The following is a 17,559-nucleotide window of genomic DNA, read 5'->3' on the forward strand; positions in this document are numbered from 1 at the left end:
AAATGCTCGCAACAATCTTCCTTTGATTTGCGACGGCCAGCGGATAAGTCTCCGCTTGATCTGGAAGACGCAGGATTTTGGCGGAATGAACGATCTATCGACAAACACCATCGGCGCGACCGACGTCATCGAGAAGGACGTTGTCATCGTCGGCGCCGGCCCGGTCGGTCTCTTCGCGGTGTTCGAGCTCGGCCTGCTCGATCTCGACACGGCGCTGATCGACATCCTCGACAAGCCCGGTGGGCAATGCGCCGAGCTCTATCCCGAGAAGCCGATCTACGACATCCCCGGCTATCCCGAGATCACCGGCGAGGGCCTCGTCGAGAGGCTGATCGAGCAGATCAAGCCGTTCCACCCGACCTTCCACCTCAACCGGATGGTGGAGACGTTGACCCGCGAGGCGGACGGGCGCTTTCGCGTGACCACCGATGCCGGCGACACCTTCCTCGCCAGGGTCGTGGTGATCGCGGCGGGCGGCGGATCGTTCCAGCCGAAACGGCCTCCGGTGCCGGGTATCGAGGATTACGAGAACACGTCGGTCTTCTATTCGGTGCGGCGGATGGAGGAATTCCGCGACCATGACCTGCTGATCGTCGGCGGCGGCGATTCCGCGCTCGACTGGACGCTCAACCTGCAGCCGATCGCCAGGAGCCTGACGCTTGTCCATCGCCGCGACGAGTTCCGCGCGGCCCCCGACAGCGTCAAGAAGATGCACGCGCTGCTCGATGCCGGGAAGATCAACTTCCAGCTCGGCCAGGTCAGCGGCCTGAAAGGCGAGGGCGGTCAGCTCGCCGCGGCGACCGTCAAGGGCAAGGAGAGCGAGGCCGAGATCGCCTGCACGCGGATGCTGCCCTTCTTCGGCTTGACGATGAAGCTCGGCCCGGTCGCCAACTGGGGGATCAATCTCGAGGAGAATCTGATCCCGGTCGATACCGAGAAATTCGAAACCTCGGAGCCCGGCATCTTCGCCATCGGCGACATCAACACCTATCCGGGCAAGCTCAAGCTGATCCTCTGCGGCTTCCACGAGGCAGCGCTGATGTCCCAGGCGGCCGCCCGCATCATCAACCCCGACAAGCGGATCGTCTTCCAGTACACGACGTCGTCCTCGAGCCTGCAGAAGAAGCTCGGCGTCATCTGAGGGCGTCTCTCTCCCCGGCGCGCCCGGGCAGGTGGAATCCGCCTGTTCGAGCGACGGGGACGAGCGTATCCTGCGCTCGTGTGCAAGGGCGCGAACATCGCCGGAGGCGGGAGAGCGATCGATGGTGCGGGACGCCCGCCACGACGCGTGGCAAGCCGCAGACAGCTATGACCGCTACATGGGGCGGTGGAGCCGGCAGGTCGCCCCGCCCTTCCTCGACTGGCTCGACGTCCCCGCGGGTGTCGACTGGCTCGAGGTCGGATGCGGCACCGGCGCCCTGTCGGCCGCTATCCTCGCGCGACATGCTCCGAAGAGCCTGATCGCCATCGATCAGTCGGAGGCCTTCGTGTCTGCCGCCGCATTGAGCAACCGCGACCCGCGGGCGGCGTTTCGGGTCGGCGACGCGCAATCGCTGGAGCTGGAACCGGCCAGCCGCGACGCGATCGTTTCCGCCCTGGTCCTCAACTTCGTGCCGGACAAGGTCGGGGCGCTTGCCGAGATGAGGCGGGTGGCCCGGCCCGGAGCGACGATCGGTGTCTATGTCTGGGACTATCCCGGAGGGGGACTCGGATTCCTCCGCGACTTCTGGAATGCGGCGGTCGATCTCGATCCGACGGCTGCCGATCTTGCCGAGAACCGGCGCTTTCCGTTTTGCACGCCAGAGGGGATGAGCGACCTGTTTGTATCGGCCGGGCTAGCGGCGCCCGAATGCAGGGCCATCGAGATTCCCACCGTCTTCGAGGATTTCGACGACCTCTGGCGCCCGTTTACGCTGGGGGCAGGGCCGGCGCCCGGCTATTGCGCCACGCTTTCCGGAGACCGGCTCCGGCAGCTTGCGGACAGGCTGCAGGAGACCCTGCCGCGAAGGGAAGATGGCGCCATCCCCCTGACGGCTCGCGCATGGGCGCTCAGGACGACCATCAACTGATTGTCTTCTTGCGAACGGCTACTGCTTGGTGAAGGTGATGTCGCTCGCGACGAACTCGGTCCGGGTCTTGGTGTCGGTCGTCTTCGAAACGGTGCGATATTTGCCGTTGCCGACCACGGTCTGAATGGAGGCCTTGCCGGGCTTGTTGGTCTTCCGGTCGACGAATGAGGCGTTGAGGGCGATCTGGTTGTTGGACGCTTTGCCGGAGAAGGTCAGCGGGCCCTTGGTGGAGAGGGATTCCAGCGAGCCGTCATAGGCGCCCGAGCCCTGTGCCCGGATCGTTCCGGAGATGCGGCCGGAATTGGTCGCGACCGCGCAACGTCCCTTTTGATTGAGCGTCGTGCCGCCGTTCGACAGGGTGTTGGTGATCTTGCAGTAGACCAGCTCCGGTTCGGCGCTCGGGCTCGACTTGAAGGTGCCGCGACCAACCCAGTTTCCGGCCATCTGGGCGAGAATAGGGTCGTCCGCGGCGAAGCCGGGCTCGCCGGCAAGGCCAAGCGCCAGGGCGACCAGGATCAGGCCTGCACCGGCTCGTCCTGCGCGGCGGACTCCTTGTCTTTGGTCGGTTTTTTCGTTTCGAACCATGGACTTGCCACTCCGGCCATTAGTGCGGGCAGGACCAGAAGGTCTGCTATCAGGGCGGCTGCGAGGGTCACGGCCGCCAATTCGCCAAACAGGTTTATAGTCGGCATTTCGCTCACAAATGTGGTCGAAAGCCCGGCGATGATGATGGCCGTCGTACCGACGAGCACCGGCCCGATATGACGCGATGTGTCGATCAGCCGATCGGGCAGGCTCAGCGACGCGCCGCTCAACCTGAAGCGGTTGAGATAGTGAATGGTGTCGTCGACCGCAATGCCGAAGGCGACGGTGAGGGACAGGACGCTGGTGAACTGCATGCCGGCGCCGGTGATGAACAGGAGCGCGCCGGTCGAGAAGATCGGCAGCGCATTCGGCAGCAGGGCGACCGCGCCCATCCGCCAGTCGCGGAAGGCGAGCATGATCGCGCCGACCCCGGCGACCACCGCCAGCGTCAGGCTCCAGAACAGGTTGTTGATCGTCCGGTCGCTTTCACGCGCCGTCAGTACCGTCACGCCGGTGACCGTCACGTCCGGTCCGCCGGCGTCCCTGGCCGCGGTCTCGATCTTGTCGATCAGCGGCTTGGCCTCGGCGGTGGTCATCTCGTGGACGCTCACCGTCACCAGTGAAGCGCCATCGCGGCCGAAGAAGCGCGACGCGGTCTCCGGCGGCATTTCCTCGGCGAGATCGGTGAGCCTCTCGGACGCCTGCTGCATGTCGCCGCCGAGCCATTCGGCGACGCTCCACAGCGACAGCGGGCTCGCCACGCCGGGTATCTTCGCGACCGCGTCCTGGACCGCGCGGATCTTCTCCAGCCCTTCGGGAGAGGTGGGCGAAGCGTCGCCGAGCGGAACGACGATCTGGATCGGGTAGGCGCCGTCGAAGAGCTTGTCGATCTGGCCGAGGGCGGCGTTGGCGGGATTGTTGGCCGGCAGGTGCTCGCGCAACGAATGCTGTGGCGGCACCGAGAAATACATGGCGCCGAGGATGACGACCATGATCACCGCGATCGATGCGATCGGATTGGCGTGTTTCACGGCAAACCGGCCGATCGCGGCATTCGGTCCGCGAAGCCGGGCGAGAAGGCTCCGGCCGGTGCCGTGGGCAGGTTCCCAGAAACGGCCGAGATAGATTGCAAGCAGGGTATGGACGGCGAGGACCAGCATGCCGCCCAGCACGGCGCCGATCGCACCGATCCAGGCGAAGCGGCTGACGATCTGGACGTCGGAGAGGGTCAGTGACAGGAAGGCGAGGGCGGTGGTGATCGCCGTCAGGATACAGGCCGCGCCGACTTCGTCCTCGGCCAAACGGGCTGCCTCCGTGGGACTCGCGCCTTCGGCCCGGTATCGTCGCCAGGCATAGGTCAGATGCATCGCGTCGGCGTAGCCGAGCACCATGATCAGTGCCGGGACGACGTTCGACATCACGGTGATCGACGTGCCCGTCAGGCCGATCATGCCGAGCACGGCGCCACCGGCGATGATCGCCGGGACCGCCGTCATCACCGCGGCAATCACCGACCGGAAGACGATCAGGCTCATGATGATGCCGACGATGACGCCGGCCGTGTTGAGGATGATCTGGTCGCGGATCAGGACGTCGACGATATCGAGGCGCAGCGTCGGGAAGCCGCTGACGGTGACCTTCAGGCCGGTATCGCCAAGGACGTCCTTCGCGGTCTGCTCGATCTGCTGCCGGAGGACGCGGGTGACGTCCAGCGGAGCCTTGGGCTCGGTCGGGGTGACGATGAAGTTCATCGCCGTCCCGTCGGTCGACAGCAGCTTGCTGCCGAAGAGCGGATGGGCGCGGACTTTCTCCAGAAGCTCCGGCGTCAGCCCGGCCTCGGCATTGTCGATGAGCAGGGGGGCGTCGCCATTGGCGTCCGGCGCCTGTCTCAGCGCGAAGGCCGAGACGACGCTGCCGACGCCGTCGATGAACTGCAGCTCGAACTGGAAGTCGCGCAGCTTGGCGAAGACCTCGGGCTCGCCGAGGCGCTTGCCTTCGACGAGGATCAGGATCTCGTTCTCGGGATCGACGAAATCCTCGACCGTCTTGGAATAGACCTTGTAGGCCTCGGTGCCGCCGGCGAAGACGGCGCGGAGGTTCTGGTCGAATGTCAGCTTCGTCCCGCCAAAGGCGCACACGCCGAGGAGGACGAGAACGACAAGGCCGGACAGGCGCGGCCACCGGAAGATCGGTGCGACGACACGTTCGAGACCGAAGCCGAGTGAATTCATTCCGCCGATCGATCCCGCCCCGGTCCGGTCACAAGAGGCCGTCTGGCGACCATGTGGTCGACGTAGCCCGAGGCGGAATTAAGGTGGCGGCGTGCACCGGATGTTGCCGAAGGTGCGACATCTTCGCCGCGCCGCCGGTCCTGCTGGGGCCTGTCGGCTTGCATGTGTCTTTCCGGCCTTTGATTGGCGCCACCCTAGTGCCGGAGTTTTGACGGTACGGCAAGGGCCTGTCAAACTTTTGCCGCCGGGACGATGGCTCCCGGCCCCGACGGAAATCAGGTGCAGCGATGGAGACCTGGTCCTTCCTGTTCGCCGACGACGGCGACATTCCCAACAACAGCGTGCCGCTGATCGTCTATCCGCGGGCGCTCGACCCCGCCGGTGGCGACATGGCATCGCGATTCGAGGCGCTGTTCGCCGCCAATGGCTGGGGCGGGAGCTGGCGAAACGGCATCTTCCCTTTCCACCACTATCATTCCACCGCCCATGAGGTGCTCGGCATCGCCGCCGGCGAGGCGGAGGTCCGCTTTGGCGGCGAGGGCGGGGAAAGCCTGCATGTCCAGGCCGGAGACGCGGTACTGATCCCCGCCGGTGTCGGCCACAAGCGTCTGTCCGCGACGCCCGACCTGCTGGTCATTGGCGCCTACCCGGGCGGCCAGTGGGCCGACCTGATGCGGGAGGGCGCCGAGGACGGGCAGGCGATCCGGGGCCGAATCGCGGCGGTTGCCGTTCCCGACGCCGATCCGGTTGGCGGGCGGGACGGGCCGGTTGCCAGGATCTGGGGCGGGTAGCGGCACCGCTCGTCGTCGTCCAGGCGGTCAGGCCATGACCGTGAAATCGTGGTGGCTGAGGTCCAGGTTCTTCTGGACGTGGGCGAACTCGACCTGGGCGTAGAGGTTTCCACTGCCGTCGCGGTCAAAATAGAGGTCGCCCTCTTTCTTGTCGTAGATGATGTAGTCGTCGGAATCGGCGGCCTGCTTTCCCTTATGGAACTGAGAGGCCGGCAGCGGCCCCGTGGCGAGGCTGCTGAAGATCATGGTGTGCAGATAGAACTTGTCGTAGCCGGGCTCGAATTTTTTCACCGTATCGACGTTCTGGAAGGAATCGAGGGCGCTCGAGAAGACGAACTTGTCCTTGGAGTCGCCGGCGATCAGCTTGTCGTTGCCGTAGTCCGAGAAGACCATCTTGGCCTTGCCAGCCTTGCTCTTGTAGGTGTCATCGCCGCCGCCGAGATGGACGTCGCCCTTGATCTTGCCCTTGTTGACGACCTTGTCGTCGCCACCCCAGAGGTTGACGTCACCTTTGATACTGCCTTTGTTGACGATCTTGTCGTCTATCTCCTCCGTGACGTCGCCCTGGACCAGGCCCTTGATGACGCCGCTGTTCTTCACCGTGATCGCGCCGTCCTGAACGTAGATCGCGGCACCGTTGTCGCCGGTGATCCTGGCGCCATCGCGATTGATGATCGTCGTCTTCTCATCGGAATAGCCGTCGAAGAAAATGGCCGGGCCGCTGGAATGGATGCGGTCGTGGTTGTCGATCTTTGGCCCCTGGGAAACTGGCGACGTGTTCTGAATCCAGATGCCGGACCGTATTCCGAAGATATCCCCGTAGTTCTTTATCCAGGTTCCGTAGCTATCGTAGATAAATACTCCGTCACCGGTGGCGCCTTTCGCGCTTATGTCACCATAGTTGGAGAGATTGTTGTTGTAGCCGCCTAAGTAAATTCCCGCAAGAAATCCGGTTATATTTCCAGAATCTTTATTTGTAATACTGGAATCGCCGCCGCTGAATAATACGCCGTAGCCCTGTGTCGAATAGACGGCGCCCTTGTTGGTCAATTCGCTGGCGCTGAATGTGCTGTGGACGCCGTTGCTCAGGTTCGATCCGACATGGGCATTCTTGCCGATCGTCCAGCTTTCGCCCGGGCTCATGTACCAGATCGCTGGCGAATTGTTGTTGAAGAGGTCGGTATTTTGCACAGGCATCGGTTACCCTCCAGTCGGGCGAACAAGGCAATGCTTACCCGGGGACGTTGCGCGGCGTGTCGTCCGAGGTCGCTGCACCGGACTTTGGCGGCCGCGACACCGGACTTTGTCCGATAAATCGTAGTAGGGCGGGAGTCTCCGGGCAACTAACAATTGTATTGACGTTCGGGGCGTCAATCGTCCGCCGGCTCGGTCTTCGCCTTGCCGCCGCCGGCCCCGCGCAACTCGGCGACCACATCGGCGATCCGCAGCCGAATCGCGGCGGTCGCCGTTCCCGGCGCCGATCCGGCGGGCGGGACGGGCCGGTTGCCGGGATCTGGGACGGGTAGCGCCCCTCTCGGGAGTCCCTAAGCGACGACGGTGAAGGCGCTGCTGTCGAGGTGGAGCCCCTTTCCGATATTGGCGAACAGCGTCTGGGCAATGTCGCCGTTCCCGTCGGGGTCGTAGGCCAAGGCGCCGGTCGTCCTGTCGTAGATGACATGGTCGTCCGCGTCGGCCGCTTGCTTGCCCTTGTGAAACTCGGATGCTGCCAGGGCTCCGGGGCCGGTCAAGGCGGCAAAGATCGAAAGGTCGAGGAAGACCGTATCCTTGGCCGAATCGAAGTGCTTGACGATGTCGACGTTGGACGCTGCATCGAGCTTGGTGTCGAAGACGAACTTGTCCCTTGCGCCGCCGGCATGGAGCTTGTCGTTGCCGTCGCCGCCATGGACCAGGCCCGCCTTTCCATCCTTGCTTCGATAGACATCGTCACCACCATTCAGGAAGACTTCTCCCTTGATCTTGCCGCGGTTGACGACCTTGTCCGACTCGGCGGCGGAGAAGACGTCGCCCTTGATCTTTCCGCGATTGTCGAGCGCGAGATGTCCGGGTGTCGTCCGGATCGCCTGCACCTCTCCCTCGATGACGCCCCCTGCCTTGTTGACGACGGTCGCCGTCAGTCCCGGAATTGCCTGGGCGTAGATCCCGTACACATCCGAATGAATATGGCCCGCGTTCTTGATGGTCGGACCGGACTGGGAGTCGGGATGACCCGTCTGCGTGTAGACGCCGGCCTGGGCGCCGAAAATGTCGCCGTCGTTGCGGAGGTTGAAGCCCGAAACGTCGGTGGCTGATACGCCGGCCAGTTCCTTGCCGAATATCTCGCCGTGATTGACGACCGTCATGTCGCGCGAGGCGACCATGCCGGTCGTCACGCCAGTTGCGCCGAAGATGCTCGCCCCCGCCTTGTTGACGACGCTGCCGTCCTCCTTCGCCTCGATGTGGACGCCGAGTTCGTCGCTGGAGATGTCGCCCTTGTTGATCAGCTTGCTGCCATTGTGGGCGCTGTAGACGGCGACCTTCGATGCGCCGACGAAGACGTCCCTGGCGATGGTCCACGCGATATCCGGACCGGCATAGACCAGGCCGAGACCAAGGGGATTGTTCACGTAATATCCGAAAACGTCACTCGTCTGAGTAGGCATGACCGAAACCTTTCGGCGGCCGCCGATGGGCGGGATCGCTGGTGACACGGGAAGCCGGGCCGCGCCGCGGCAGCGGCGCGTCTGGTCGTTGGATCACAATTGTCGAGGAACCCGGTCGGGTAGCCGCCAACGCGGTGGCGACCGTTCCGGGTCATCAAGGTGGGCGGGCTGATAGCCGCTTCCGGACGGTCGGGCTGTGATCGGCGTCACACGGGCGGGGCCTACTCGTCCGCCGGGTCGGTCTTCGCCCTGCCGCCGCCGGCACCGCGCAACTCGGCGACCACATCGGCGAGACGGGGCGGGCGGGCGTTGACGAAGGGCAGGGGCCGGCAGACCTCGATCGCGGCGATCCCGACCCGGGCGGTGAGCAGCCCGTTGACCACGCCTTCGCCGAGCCGCGCCGAGAGCTTGGCGGCGATGCCGTGGCCGAGGATCTGCTGGACGAGCGAATCGCCGGCCGCCATCCCTCCAGTCACCGCCAGGTGGGTGATGGCGGCGCGGGTCAGCCGCAGGAAGCCGAAGGTTCCCGGCCGGCCGTCATAGAGCGAGGCAAGCTGGCGGATCAGCCTGAGGATCTGGGCGCCGACGAAGAGCACGTCGACCACGGCACGGGGCGAGATGGCGGTGACCAGCGCGACGCGCTTGGATGTCGCCAGCACCAGCCGGCGCGCCGCCTCGTCGAAGGGCAGCATCAGCTCGGTCTCGGCGAGGCCGATCAGGTCGCGCCCGTCGATGATCTCCTCGATGTGGCGGGCAAGGGCGGCCCGCCCGCGGGCCGTCTCGGGCCGGCCGTCATAGAGGCGGATGAGCTCGCGGGAGAGGGTGCGCGCCGCCGTCCGGTCGTCGCTGTCGATGATCGCGACGGCGCGTTCGTGGATCCGGGTAACCTTGCGGATGCGCGACAGCGCGGTGATTTCGCGGATCGCCAGCGCCAGAAGGGCCAGCACGGCAAGGCCGGCGAAGCCGACGGCGATCCAGCCGAGGACGTCGTTGCGGTCGAAGAGGTCGCGGATCAGGTTGTCGATGGCGAGGCCGATCCCGAGGGTTATCAATCCGCCAAGTGCCGCGAGGAAATAGCGCGACCAGCGAATCCCGCGCTTGGGGATCGCGGCGGCGACCACATCGTCGCCGGCCGCCGGCGAAGCGAAGGGATCGGCGTCCGGGACCAGCACCGGCTGCGCGCCGACGCCGGGCACGTAATCGGCCTCGACGACGTTGAGGTCGTCGAGCTCGAACGCGGTCGGACGCCTTGCTTGCCGTGTCATCTGAGGCGGTCTCCGAGCAGGAATTCGAGGGCCCGGTCGAGTCGGATATGGGGCAGCGACAGGGTAAGGCCCTCCGCCGTCCGCTCGAGCCGTGGCGGACGGAAGCGGACATATTGAAGCGGCATGGAGGTCCCGCCGGGCTCTTCGAAAACCGATTCCGGATTGTCCGGCAAGTCACCGGGAAACATGGCGATTTCCGTGCTGCCGTCGAAGATCCGGCCGTCGACGGTCTCGCCCGGCAGCGGTGTGCCGATGATCGACGGCAGGCTCTCGCCATGATGGGTGATCGTCCCCTCCCGCGTCGCCCGCACCGAGGCGAGGGCGATCACGTCGACGGTGGCGCCGGCGAAGCGGGCGCGCTCGATGGCGCGGCCGACGAGCCGCGACAGGATCGCCTCGAGCCGATCATGGTCGCCGTGATGGAGGTGGTCCGCCTTGGTTGCGGCGAAGAGGATCCGGTCGATCCTCCGGCTGACCAGCCCGCCGAGCCAGTTCGTCCGGCCAAGCCGGAAGGCGGCGAGGATGTCGGCGAGCGCGGTCTCCAGCCCGTTCACCGCCGCCGATCCCGCGTTCAGCGCCTCCAGCGCGTCGATCAGCACGATCTGTCGGTCGAGGCGGGCGAAGTGGTCGCGGAAGAAGGGGCGGACGACGGCGGATTTGTAGCTCTCGAAACGGCGCGCCATCATCGCGGCCGTCGAGCCGGGGCGGATCGTCCCGTCCGCGAGGTCGAGGGGGGAGAAGGTCAGCGCCGGGGAGCCCTCGAGGTCGCCGGGCATCAGGAAGCGCCCCGGCGGCAGGGTCGAGAGGCTGCCGCTTTCCGCGCGGGTGGCCCGCAGGTAGCCGGTGAAGGTTGCAGCGAGCTGCCGGGCGAGCGCCTCGTCTTCCGGCGCGTCGGAGTCGATGGTCGCCAGCCGGTCGAGCCACGGTGCGGCGGTCCGGCTTCGCTCCGGCGCGCGGGCGAAGGCCAGCGCCTCGCGCGACCAGGTGGCGAAATCCTTCGACAGGAGGGGCAGGTCGAGCAGCCACTCGCCGGGATAGTCGACGATGTCGATGTGGATCTTCCCGCCGCTGAGGGTGCGGGTCAGGAAGGACGCCGACTCATACTGGACCGTCAGGCGCAGCTCGCTGATCTGGCGGGTCGAATCCGGCCAGACCCGGTCTTCGACGAGCGCTTCGACATGGCGCTCATACTCGAAGCGCGGCACGGCGTCGTCGGGTTGCGGCTCGAGATGGGAGCCGAGGACGCGGCCGCCGGAATAGGCCCTGAACAGCGGCAGCCGGCCGCCATGGATCAGGTTATGGACCAGCGCCGAGATGAAGACGGTCTTGCCGGCGCGCGCCAGCCCGGTGACCCCGAGCCGGATGGCGGGCGCCGTGATGCCGATGGTCCGTTCCGCGAGCGTTGTCAGCGCCAGCCGGGTTTCGTCGGTGATTGCCGTCAGTGACAAGGTCGCTCGCTCCCGGGAACCCGGCTCGGATCACCGATGTATGCACTGGAACGCTCGCCCGGAAGCCCCAAGCCGGCCGAATCCGCCATTTCCGGTTGCTGGCGGACGGCCCTTACCCGAGCTCGCGGGGCCTGAGGAAGGCCGCGAGGTGGCCGTCGCCCGGCGAAATCGCCGACCAGTCATTCGCCTCGAAGTCGATGACGGCGAGCGCGCCGGTCGGGTATTTTGCCGCTATTTCGCCGAGGAGGCCCGGCTCTCCCGTGCCGGCCAGGGCCAGCGCCGCGCCCTGGGTCGAGGGGTTGTGGCCGATGACCATCAGGGTTTCGGCCGCGTCGCCCTTCGTCGCGATGACGCGCAGATATTCGCCGGGCGTGCTCTCGTAGAGGCTTTCGACGAACTCGACCCGGTCGCCGCCGATGAGATAGGGCTTCAGCGCGGCGAGGGTCTCGCGCGTCCGGCGGGCCGGCGAACACAGGATCCGGTCGGGCAGGATGCCGCCGTCCGAGATCGCCCTGGCCATGTCCGCCGCGGCGCGTTCGCCGCGTGGCGCAAGCGGCCGGTCGAAGTCGCGCAGATTCGCGTCGCCCCAATCCGACTTGGCATGGCGGAGAAGAAGAAGCCGCGACATGGCAGACCTCCCGAATCGTCACGATGCCGCGATTCTACCCGAGACGGGCCGTGGCTTGGTGATGCCCGTCGTCCGGCAAGAAAAAACGCGCCCGCCGGAGGGGCGGGCGCGCCGGATGGGATATCAGGCTCGCGACAGGCCTACGGGATCTGGCAGAGGTGATAGTCGCCGTCATAGCCCTTGTAATAGCCGGTCGCCGGATTGAACGAGCGGTATTTCTGCGAGCAGAGATTCTTCCACTTCTTCGAGCCGACCGGCGGAGCACCATAGGCGGCCGGGGCCGCTTTCTGGTTGATGCATTCCTGGTAGGCCCGATCGTAGACGCGGGTGCGGTTGACGGCGCCGAGTCCGCCGCCGCCAAGGGCGCCGACCGCGGCGCCGGTGCCGACGGAGCCCTTGCGTCCGCCGCCGAAGATGCCACCGAGAACCGCGCCGCCGATCGCGCCGACCGCGGCACCGCCGAGGATGTTGCCGCCCGTCTCCTGGCGCGAAACATCCTTGGCATACTGCTCGCAATAGGCCCGCGAATTCCCCGCGGATGCGCCGGTCACCCCGAACCCGGTGAACCCGGTTGCGACGAGACCGACCATGGCGACGGCCGTAACGAGTGATTTCATTGCTTGGCTCCTTTGCGAATCAATCGACACCCCCTTGGGCTGCCCAGGCCCGGTGCGTCGGTTTATTCAAGCCACCCTCACGCGCCGATAGATGGCGCAAAGATCAGATCATGGCAACCCAGCCGATTCCGGTTCCGACGGCTCGATAGCGATGAAGTCGGGCGTTTCTTGGACGATGGCGATCAATCGTCGCGATAGACGCGTTCGCGGCGTTCGTGGCGTTCCTGCGCCTCGATCGACAGGGTCGCGATCGGCCGGGCGTCGAGACGCTTCAGGCTGATCGGCTCGCCGGTCTCCTCGCAATAGCCGTAGGTACCGTCCTCGATTCGCTGCAGGGCGGCGTCGATCTTGGCGATCAGCTTGCGCTGGCGGTCGCGGGCCCGAAGCTCGATCGAGCGGTCGGTCTCCGAAGAGGCGCGGTCGGCGAGGTCCGGATGATTCTGGCTCTCCGCCTGGAGATATTCCAGCGTCTCCCGGGCTTCCTTGCGGATTTCCTCTTTCCAGGCAATCAGCTTCTCCCGGAAATACTCCCGCTGCCGTTCGTTCATGAACGGTTCGTCGTCGCTCGGTCGATAGTCACGCGCCCTGGTTCGAACGGCTGACTGCGGCATGGATTACCTCTGACTCGGCTGCGTCGCGCGGCGGAATATAGCGATGGCACCTGACGTCGACAACAGCCCGATGACGACGTTTCGATGACGATTTGGCGAGGCGTTTTCATGCCAAAGATGGCGCGAGAATGACGCGCCGTGAGGCATTTTTCAGCTGGAACCCGAATTGGATATCTGGCCGAGCAGGCGGGCCATGTCCTTTTCGAGATTGCTGACCGCGTCGGCGTCGTCGTCATCGGCGGACCTGGGTCCGGGCGGTGGCGGCCGTTTCGGCTCTTCGCGCGGCGAGCGCGGGTCGTCCTCCGGGGCGGCGGGGAGTGCGGCGGCGTGTCCGGACCCGGCCGGCGGCGCAAAGGCGCTCTTGCGGGACGGCGTCGCGACCTCGGCAATGGTGATGTCGCGCTCCTCGGCCAGCTCGGCCGGCTCTTCGGACGGGAGAGGGCGAATCACCGGCAGCGGCGACGGTTCGACGGCGGGAGGCTCCGGCCGCAAGGGTGGCGCGTGATGGGCCGCCGTCGGGCCTGTGACCCGTCGCGGCTCATACGGTGGTTCCGGTTCGCCCGGCTCGTCGCGAAGCGCGGAAGGCGCCTCGCGAGGCGGTGGGGCGACGGGCGCGGCCACCATTTTCGGCTCTTCGCGCACGGACGGTCTGTCTGTCTGCCGGGGCTCGGGCTCACGGGCCTGGGAGCGGCGGGGCGGGAAGGGAATCGGTTCCTCGGTGGCAGCCGGCTCGGGCCGCTCCGATGCGCGCAGGGCACGGGCCCGCAGCGCCGCGACGACGGCGGTCCGCTGGAGATGCGGCGGCGGTGGCGGTGCCGGCTGCGGTGCGCCAATGGCCGGCTGGTTCGGCGCGCGATCCGCGACCTGTCCCGGCCGCGGTGAGACACGGGCGCGGGTGATGGACGGCTCGACAACGATGTCGCTCGGTCCGCCGATCAGCAGCAGGTGCTCCACATTGTCGCGCCGCACGAGGACCAGGCGCCGGCGCTTGTCGACGCTGAGCGCGTCGATCACCGCAAGCCGCGGAAGCCGGCCGCGGCCGGCAACGTTGACCCGGCCGCCGGCGTAGCGCCTTCCAAGCCACAATGCCCCGCCGACAAGGGCGAGGATGATCAGGAAGGTGACGATATATTGGACAACCACCGCGCCATCCTGGCCGAATATTGAAACCAGCGCCTCACGCATCTTACGTCCCCTGACGTTCCCCGCGACGGTTGACCTTGCTCATTTCTGCCGTGATCGGCACATTCGTCGTTGGCGAATCATCGGAATTATCAGTCTTTTCAAGGTGGCGCGGCCAATGCAAGACCCGAGAGCGTCGATGGTGGAAGGTTTTACCCCCGGTTTGACCTTCATCCACCGGGGCGTGGCCGGGTCGCGGCGCTGCCGGGACTGACGAAGGGGGCAATCGATCCGGCATGAACGAACGGGCAAAGGAAGCCGTTCGCGCCGACCCGGTCATCGATCGGTCCAGCGGCATCACCGCCGCCGGGCGGCTGGTGGTCCTGGCCTTCGGGCTGGTCGGGCTGGCGATCGGCTTTGCCCTGATCGAGCGCCAGCGCGCCGAACCCCTGGTTCTCGGACTGCTCGCCGTGCTGGCCGTCATCGGCGTCGCGGGCCTGTTCGCCGCCGCGATCGGCCTGATCCGCTTCGCCAGCCGCGGACAGCGGTTCGACATCACCCGCAATTTCCTCGACACGAAGAAAGACGGGGTGGTGATCACCGACTCCGCGAACCGCATCCTCTACGCCAACCGGGCCTATGCGGACCTCATCGGCGTGTCGGAAGCCCGCGATGTCAGGGCGGTCGACCGGGTCTTTGCCGACCAGTCCGCCGCCGCCGAGGCGATCCACCGGATATCGAAGGGGCTGCGCGACGGCGTCGCGGGCGAAGAGGAGGTCCGGATGCCGGGGCCCCTGTCGGGAGCGGGCGAGACCGGCATGGATGCCCACTGGTACCGCATCGAGGCGCGGCCCCTGGCGCCCGGCGGCGCTTCGAAGTCGCTCGTCGCCTGGACGGTGGCCGACATCTCCGGCGAACGCGCCCGCCAGGAAACGGTCTTCCAGGAATTGCAGCATGCGATCGATTATCTCGACCATGCGCCGGTCGGCTTCTTCTCGGCCGAGCCCGACGGCCGTATCGTCTATGTCAACGCGACGCTGGCCGAATGGCTCGGCATGGATATCGCCCGCTTCGAGGCCGGATCGCTGACGCTTGCCGACATGGTCCGCGGTGACAGCATCGCGCTGCTCAACGGCGTGCTCAGCGAACCGGGGCGGTCGCGGACCGACATCATCGACCTCGACCTCGTCAAGCGGGACGGGCGCAGCCTCCCGGTCAGGCTGTTGCACCGGGTTCCGGTTACCGCCGACGGAGCGCCGGGGGCGACGCGGACCATCGTCCTCAACCGGAGCCCGGGTGAGGAGACCTCGGAGGCTTCGGAAGCGCTTCGCGCCTCCGAAGTGCGTTTCGCCCGTTTCTTCAATTCGGCGCCCATCGCCATCGCCGCGATCGGCCGGGACGGCTTCATCGGCCGGCGGAATGCCGAATTCATCAAACTGTTCGGCGTCGGGGTTGACGACGGCGCCGGCAAGAAGCGGAAGCTGGTCGACCTCGTGGCCGAATCCGATCGGGAGACGATCGCCGCGGCGCTGGAATCGGTGACACGGGGATCGACCGAGATACCGCCGATCGACGTGAGCCTCACCGGCGACGGCGAACGCGGGGCGCGTTTCTACATCAATCCCGTCGCGGATGGCGGCGACGACGAGGAAGCGGTCGTCGTCAACGCCATCGACATCACCCAGCAGCGGGTGCTCGAGCAGCAATTCGCCCAGAGCCAGAAGATGGAGACCGTCGGCAAGCTGGCCGGCGGCATAGCCCACGACTTCAACAACGTGCTGACCGCGATCATCGGCTTCTCGGATCTGCTGCTGGCCAACCATCGGCCGAGCGACCCGTCCTTCCAGGACATCATGAATATCAAGCAGAATGCCAACCGGGCCGCGGGGCTCGTCCGGCAACTGCTTGCCTTCTCCCGCCGTCAAACGCTCAGGCCGCAGGTACTGCAGCTCAGCGACCTGCTGTCCGACATCACCATCCTGCTCACCCGGCTGCTCGGCGAGAACGTCAAGCTCGAGGTCGTCCACGGCCGCGACGTCTGGCCGATCAAGGCCGATCTCAACCAGCTCGAACAGGTGATCATCAACCTCGCCGTCAACGGGCGCGACGCCATGCCGGCCGGCGGTACGATGACGATCCGCACCAGCAACCTGCCGGCCGCGGAGGTAAGCCGGTTCTCCTACCGGCCGCTGCCCGCCGCCGACTACGTGCTCCTCGAGGTGGAGGACACCGGCACCGGCATGGCCCAGGAGGTCCAGGAACGTATCTTCGAGCCCTTCTTCTCGACCAAGGAGGTCGGCAAGGGGACCGGGCTCGGCCTGTCCACGGTCTACGGCATCGTCAAGCAGACCGGGGCACATATCTTCCTCGACAGCGAAGTCGGCAAGGGCACCACCTTCAGGGTCTTCATTCCGCGTTACGTGCCGGCCGAGGGCGAGATCGCGCCCGCCGCCGCGGCGGCGCAGCCCGAGATCGCCGACCTCACCGGCACCGCGAATATCCTCCTGGTCGAGGACGAGGAAGCGGTGCGCGCCTTCGCGGCGCGGGCGCTGACCTCGCGCGGCTACCAGGTCTATGAGGCGTCGTCGGGCATCGAGGCGCTCGACGTGATGGAGGAGGCCGGGGGCAAGATCGATCTCGTCGTCTCGGACGTGGTGATGCCGGAGCTCGACGGGCCGTCGCTCCTGCGCGAATTGCGCAAGACCCGCCCCGAGCTGAAGATCATCTTCGTCTCGGGTTATGCCGAGGAAGCCTTCAGGAAGAATCTGCCGGAAGGCGAGAGCTTCCGCTTCCTGCCGAAGCCCTTCTCGCTGAAGGAGCTCGCCATCGCGGTGAAGGAGACGCTGGGTCGGTGATCCCGCGCCCGTGACAGGCCGCCGCGTGGCATGCCATGCTTGGGCCGACCGGCCGGGTGCTGTCGTCCCGTTCGCGGCGAAGGCCGGTCAGCCGGCCGTGGCTGCCGTTTTCGCGCCGGGTTGATGGGATACGGATTTCTTGCGGTGGCGGTGGACCGCGAAGAAGGCAATCAGTTCGTAGTGAAGAATCCTTTCAGGATAGAACGGTTCGGCGGTTCGAGTTCGTATGTCTGGTACGGCATGCGCTTCGGCACCTGGGCCCGGCTGCTCGCCTCGGGCGGGTTCGACATCACCCTGAACTGCCTGCCCCGTATTCTCGGCGTGACGCTGGCGACGCCGCTCAATTCGGCGCTCCACCGGGCTTCGCAGTTGGCTCATGGCGGGCGGATCCGCGAGACGAGGGTTCAACCGCCGGTCTTCATCATTGGCCATTGGCGGACCGGCACGACGCTCCTCCACGAACTGCTCGACTGCGATCCGCGCTTCGCGGCGCCGACCACCTTCCAGTGCATGTTTCCCGAGTCCTTCCTGATGACCCAGCGCCTCGTCAGGCCGTGGATCAAGAGGCTGCTCCCGGCGACCCGGCCCTTCGACAACATGAGCTTCGGACCGGACCGGCCGCAGGAGGACGAGTTCGCTCTGCTCAATACCGGGATGAGGACGCCGTACCGGACGCT

The 17,559-nt window shown here is 66.3% G+C and carries 15 protein-coding genes; 5 read left to right on the forward strand and 10 right to left on the reverse strand.

What is annotated here, in order from left to right:
* Positions 1–85 precede the first annotated feature (85 nt).
* Positions 86–1,141 (forward strand): NAD(P)/FAD-dependent oxidoreductase, encoded by a 1,056-nt coding sequence (locus KDJ86_RS13180; protein WP_291746534.1) that lies wholly within the window; start codon positions 86–88, stop codon positions 1,139–1,141.
* A gap of 121 nt (positions 1,142–1,262) precedes the next feature.
* On the forward strand, positions 1,263–2,069 hold the full coding sequence (locus tag KDJ86_RS13185; protein ID WP_291746536.1) for a class I SAM-dependent methyltransferase: 807 nt from the start codon (positions 1,263–1,265) through the stop codon (positions 2,067–2,069).
* Positions 2,070–2,087: 18 nt separating this feature from the next.
* Here the strand turns inward: KDJ86_RS13185 and KDJ86_RS13190 are convergent, their stop codons facing one another.
* The gene (locus KDJ86_RS13190) at positions 2,088–2,654 is read right to left on the reverse strand and encodes a hypothetical protein (protein ID WP_291746538.1); all 567 of its coding nucleotides are present in this window, start codon (positions 2,652–2,654) and stop codon (positions 2,088–2,090) included.
* On the reverse strand, positions 2,585–4,885 hold the full coding sequence (locus KDJ86_RS13195; protein WP_291746540.1) for an efflux RND transporter permease subunit: 2,301 nt from the start codon (positions 4,883–4,885) through the stop codon (positions 2,585–2,587). Before KDJ86_RS13195 ends, KDJ86_RS13190 begins: the two co-directional genes overlap by 70 nt.
* A 287-nt stretch (positions 4,886–5,172) precedes the next feature.
* Here KDJ86_RS13195 and KDJ86_RS13200 point away from each other — a divergent pair, with 287 nt between their 5' ends.
* Complete coding sequence (locus KDJ86_RS13200; RefSeq protein WP_291746542.1) at positions 5,173–5,676, forward strand: cupin domain-containing protein; 504 nt, start codon at positions 5,173–5,175, stop codon at positions 5,674–5,676.
* Between the two features lie 27 nt (positions 5,677–5,703).
* Here KDJ86_RS13200 and KDJ86_RS13205 read toward each other — a convergent pair whose 3' ends face one another.
* From KDJ86_RS13205 to KDJ86_RS13240, 8 genes are all read right to left on the reverse strand, one after another.
* The gene (locus tag KDJ86_RS13205; protein WP_291746545.1) at positions 5,704–6,819 is read right to left on the reverse strand and encodes a polymer-forming cytoskeletal protein; all 1,116 of its coding nucleotides are present in this window, start codon (positions 6,817–6,819) and stop codon (positions 5,704–5,706) included.
* A 401-nt stretch (positions 6,820–7,220) separates the two neighbouring features.
* Positions 7,221–8,300: a hypothetical protein gene (locus tag KDJ86_RS13210; RefSeq protein ID WP_291746548.1), complete on the reverse strand. Its 1,080-nt coding sequence runs from the start codon at positions 8,298–8,300 to the stop codon at positions 7,221–7,223.
* A 257-nt stretch (positions 8,301–8,557) separates the two neighbouring features.
* Positions 8,558–9,601: a YcjF family protein gene (locus KDJ86_RS13215; protein ID WP_291746550.1), complete on the reverse strand. Its 1,044-nt coding sequence runs from the start codon at positions 9,599–9,601 to the stop codon at positions 8,558–8,560.
* Positions 9,598–11,049, reverse strand: a complete 1,452-nt coding sequence (locus KDJ86_RS13220; RefSeq protein WP_291746553.1) for a YcjX family GTP-binding protein — start codon at positions 11,047–11,049, stop codon at positions 9,598–9,600. The genes KDJ86_RS13215 and KDJ86_RS13220 overlap by 4 nt, the downstream gene beginning before the upstream one ends.
* Before the next feature lie 112 nt (positions 11,050–11,161).
* Complete coding sequence (locus KDJ86_RS13225) at positions 11,162–11,677, reverse strand: SixA phosphatase family protein (RefSeq protein ID WP_291746556.1); 516 nt, start codon at positions 11,675–11,677, stop codon at positions 11,162–11,164.
* A gap of 140 nt (positions 11,678–11,817) precedes the next feature.
* A complete protein-coding gene (locus KDJ86_RS13230) occupies positions 11,818–12,294 on the reverse strand; it encodes a BA14K family protein (RefSeq protein WP_291746559.1) in 477 nt (158 codons plus the stop codon).
* Positions 12,295–12,476: 182 nt separating this feature from the next.
* On the reverse strand, positions 12,477–12,905 hold the full coding sequence (gene dksA, locus KDJ86_RS13235) for an RNA polymerase-binding protein DksA (RefSeq protein ID WP_291746562.1): 429 nt from the start codon (positions 12,903–12,905) through the stop codon (positions 12,477–12,479).
* A 150-nt stretch (positions 12,906–13,055) separates the two neighbouring features.
* A complete protein-coding gene (locus KDJ86_RS13240; RefSeq protein WP_291746565.1) occupies positions 13,056–14,090 on the reverse strand; it encodes a flagellar biosynthetic protein FliO in 1,035 nt (344 codons plus the stop codon).
* Positions 14,091–14,323: 233 nt separating this feature from the next.
* On the opposite strand from KDJ86_RS13240, the gene cckA reads away from it, so the two are divergent.
* The gene (gene cckA / locus KDJ86_RS13245; RefSeq protein ID WP_291746569.1) at positions 14,324–16,882 is read left to right on the forward strand and encodes a cell cycle histidine kinase CckA; all 2,559 of its coding nucleotides are present in this window, start codon (positions 14,324–14,326) and stop codon (positions 16,880–16,882) included.
* 144 nt (positions 16,883–17,026) lie between these two features.
* The coding region (locus KDJ86_RS13250) for a sulfotransferase (protein WP_291746572.1) at positions 17,027–17,559 on the forward strand (533 nt) is incomplete at its 3' end.

This window comes from Bauldia sp., assembly GCF_020442045.1.
GTDB lineage: Bacteria > Pseudomonadota > Alphaproteobacteria > Rhizobiales > Kaistiaceae > Bauldia.

Excerpts from the sequence above, each read along its gene's own strand:
- KDJ86_RS13215 (WP_291746550.1), bottom strand. The coding sequence starts at position 9,601 with ATGACACGGCAAGCAAGGCGTCCGACCGCGTTCGAGCTCGACGACCTC.
- KDJ86_RS13185 (WP_291746536.1), top strand. The coding sequence starts at position 1,263 with ATGGTGCGGGACGCCCGCCACGACGCGTGGCAAGCCGCAGACAGCTAT.
- KDJ86_RS13180 (WP_291746534.1), top strand. The coding sequence starts at position 86 with ATGAACGATCTATCGACAAACACCATCGGCGCGACCGACGTCATCGAG.
- KDJ86_RS13225 (WP_291746556.1), bottom strand. The coding sequence starts at position 11,677 with ATGTCGCGGCTTCTTCTTCTCCGCCATGCCAAGTCGGATTGGGGCGAC.
- KDJ86_RS13200 (WP_291746542.1), top strand. The coding sequence starts at position 5,173 with ATGGAGACCTGGTCCTTCCTGTTCGCCGACGACGGCGACATTCCCAAC.
- KDJ86_RS13190 (WP_291746538.1), bottom strand. The coding sequence starts at position 2,654 with ATGGTTCGAAACGAAAAAACCGACCAAAGACAAGGAGTCCGCCGCGCA.
- dksA (WP_291746562.1), bottom strand. The coding sequence starts at position 12,905 with ATGCCGCAGTCAGCCGTTCGAACCAGGGCGCGTGACTATCGACCGAGC.
- KDJ86_RS13195 (WP_291746540.1), bottom strand. The coding sequence starts at position 4,885 with ATGAATTCACTCGGCTTCGGTCTCGAACGTGTCGTCGCACCGATCTTC.
- cckA (WP_291746569.1), top strand. The coding sequence starts at position 14,324 with ATGAACGAACGGGCAAAGGAAGCCGTTCGCGCCGACCCGGTCATCGAT.
- KDJ86_RS13205 (WP_291746545.1), bottom strand. The coding sequence starts at position 6,819 with ATGAGCCCGGGCGAAAGCTGGACGATCGGCAAGAATGCCCATGTCGGA.
- KDJ86_RS13230 (WP_291746559.1), bottom strand. The coding sequence starts at position 12,294 with ATGAAATCACTCGTTACGGCCGTCGCCATGGTCGGTCTCGTCGCAACC.
- KDJ86_RS13240 (WP_291746565.1), bottom strand. The coding sequence starts at position 14,090 with ATGCGTGAGGCGCTGGTTTCAATATTCGGCCAGGATGGCGCGGTGGTT.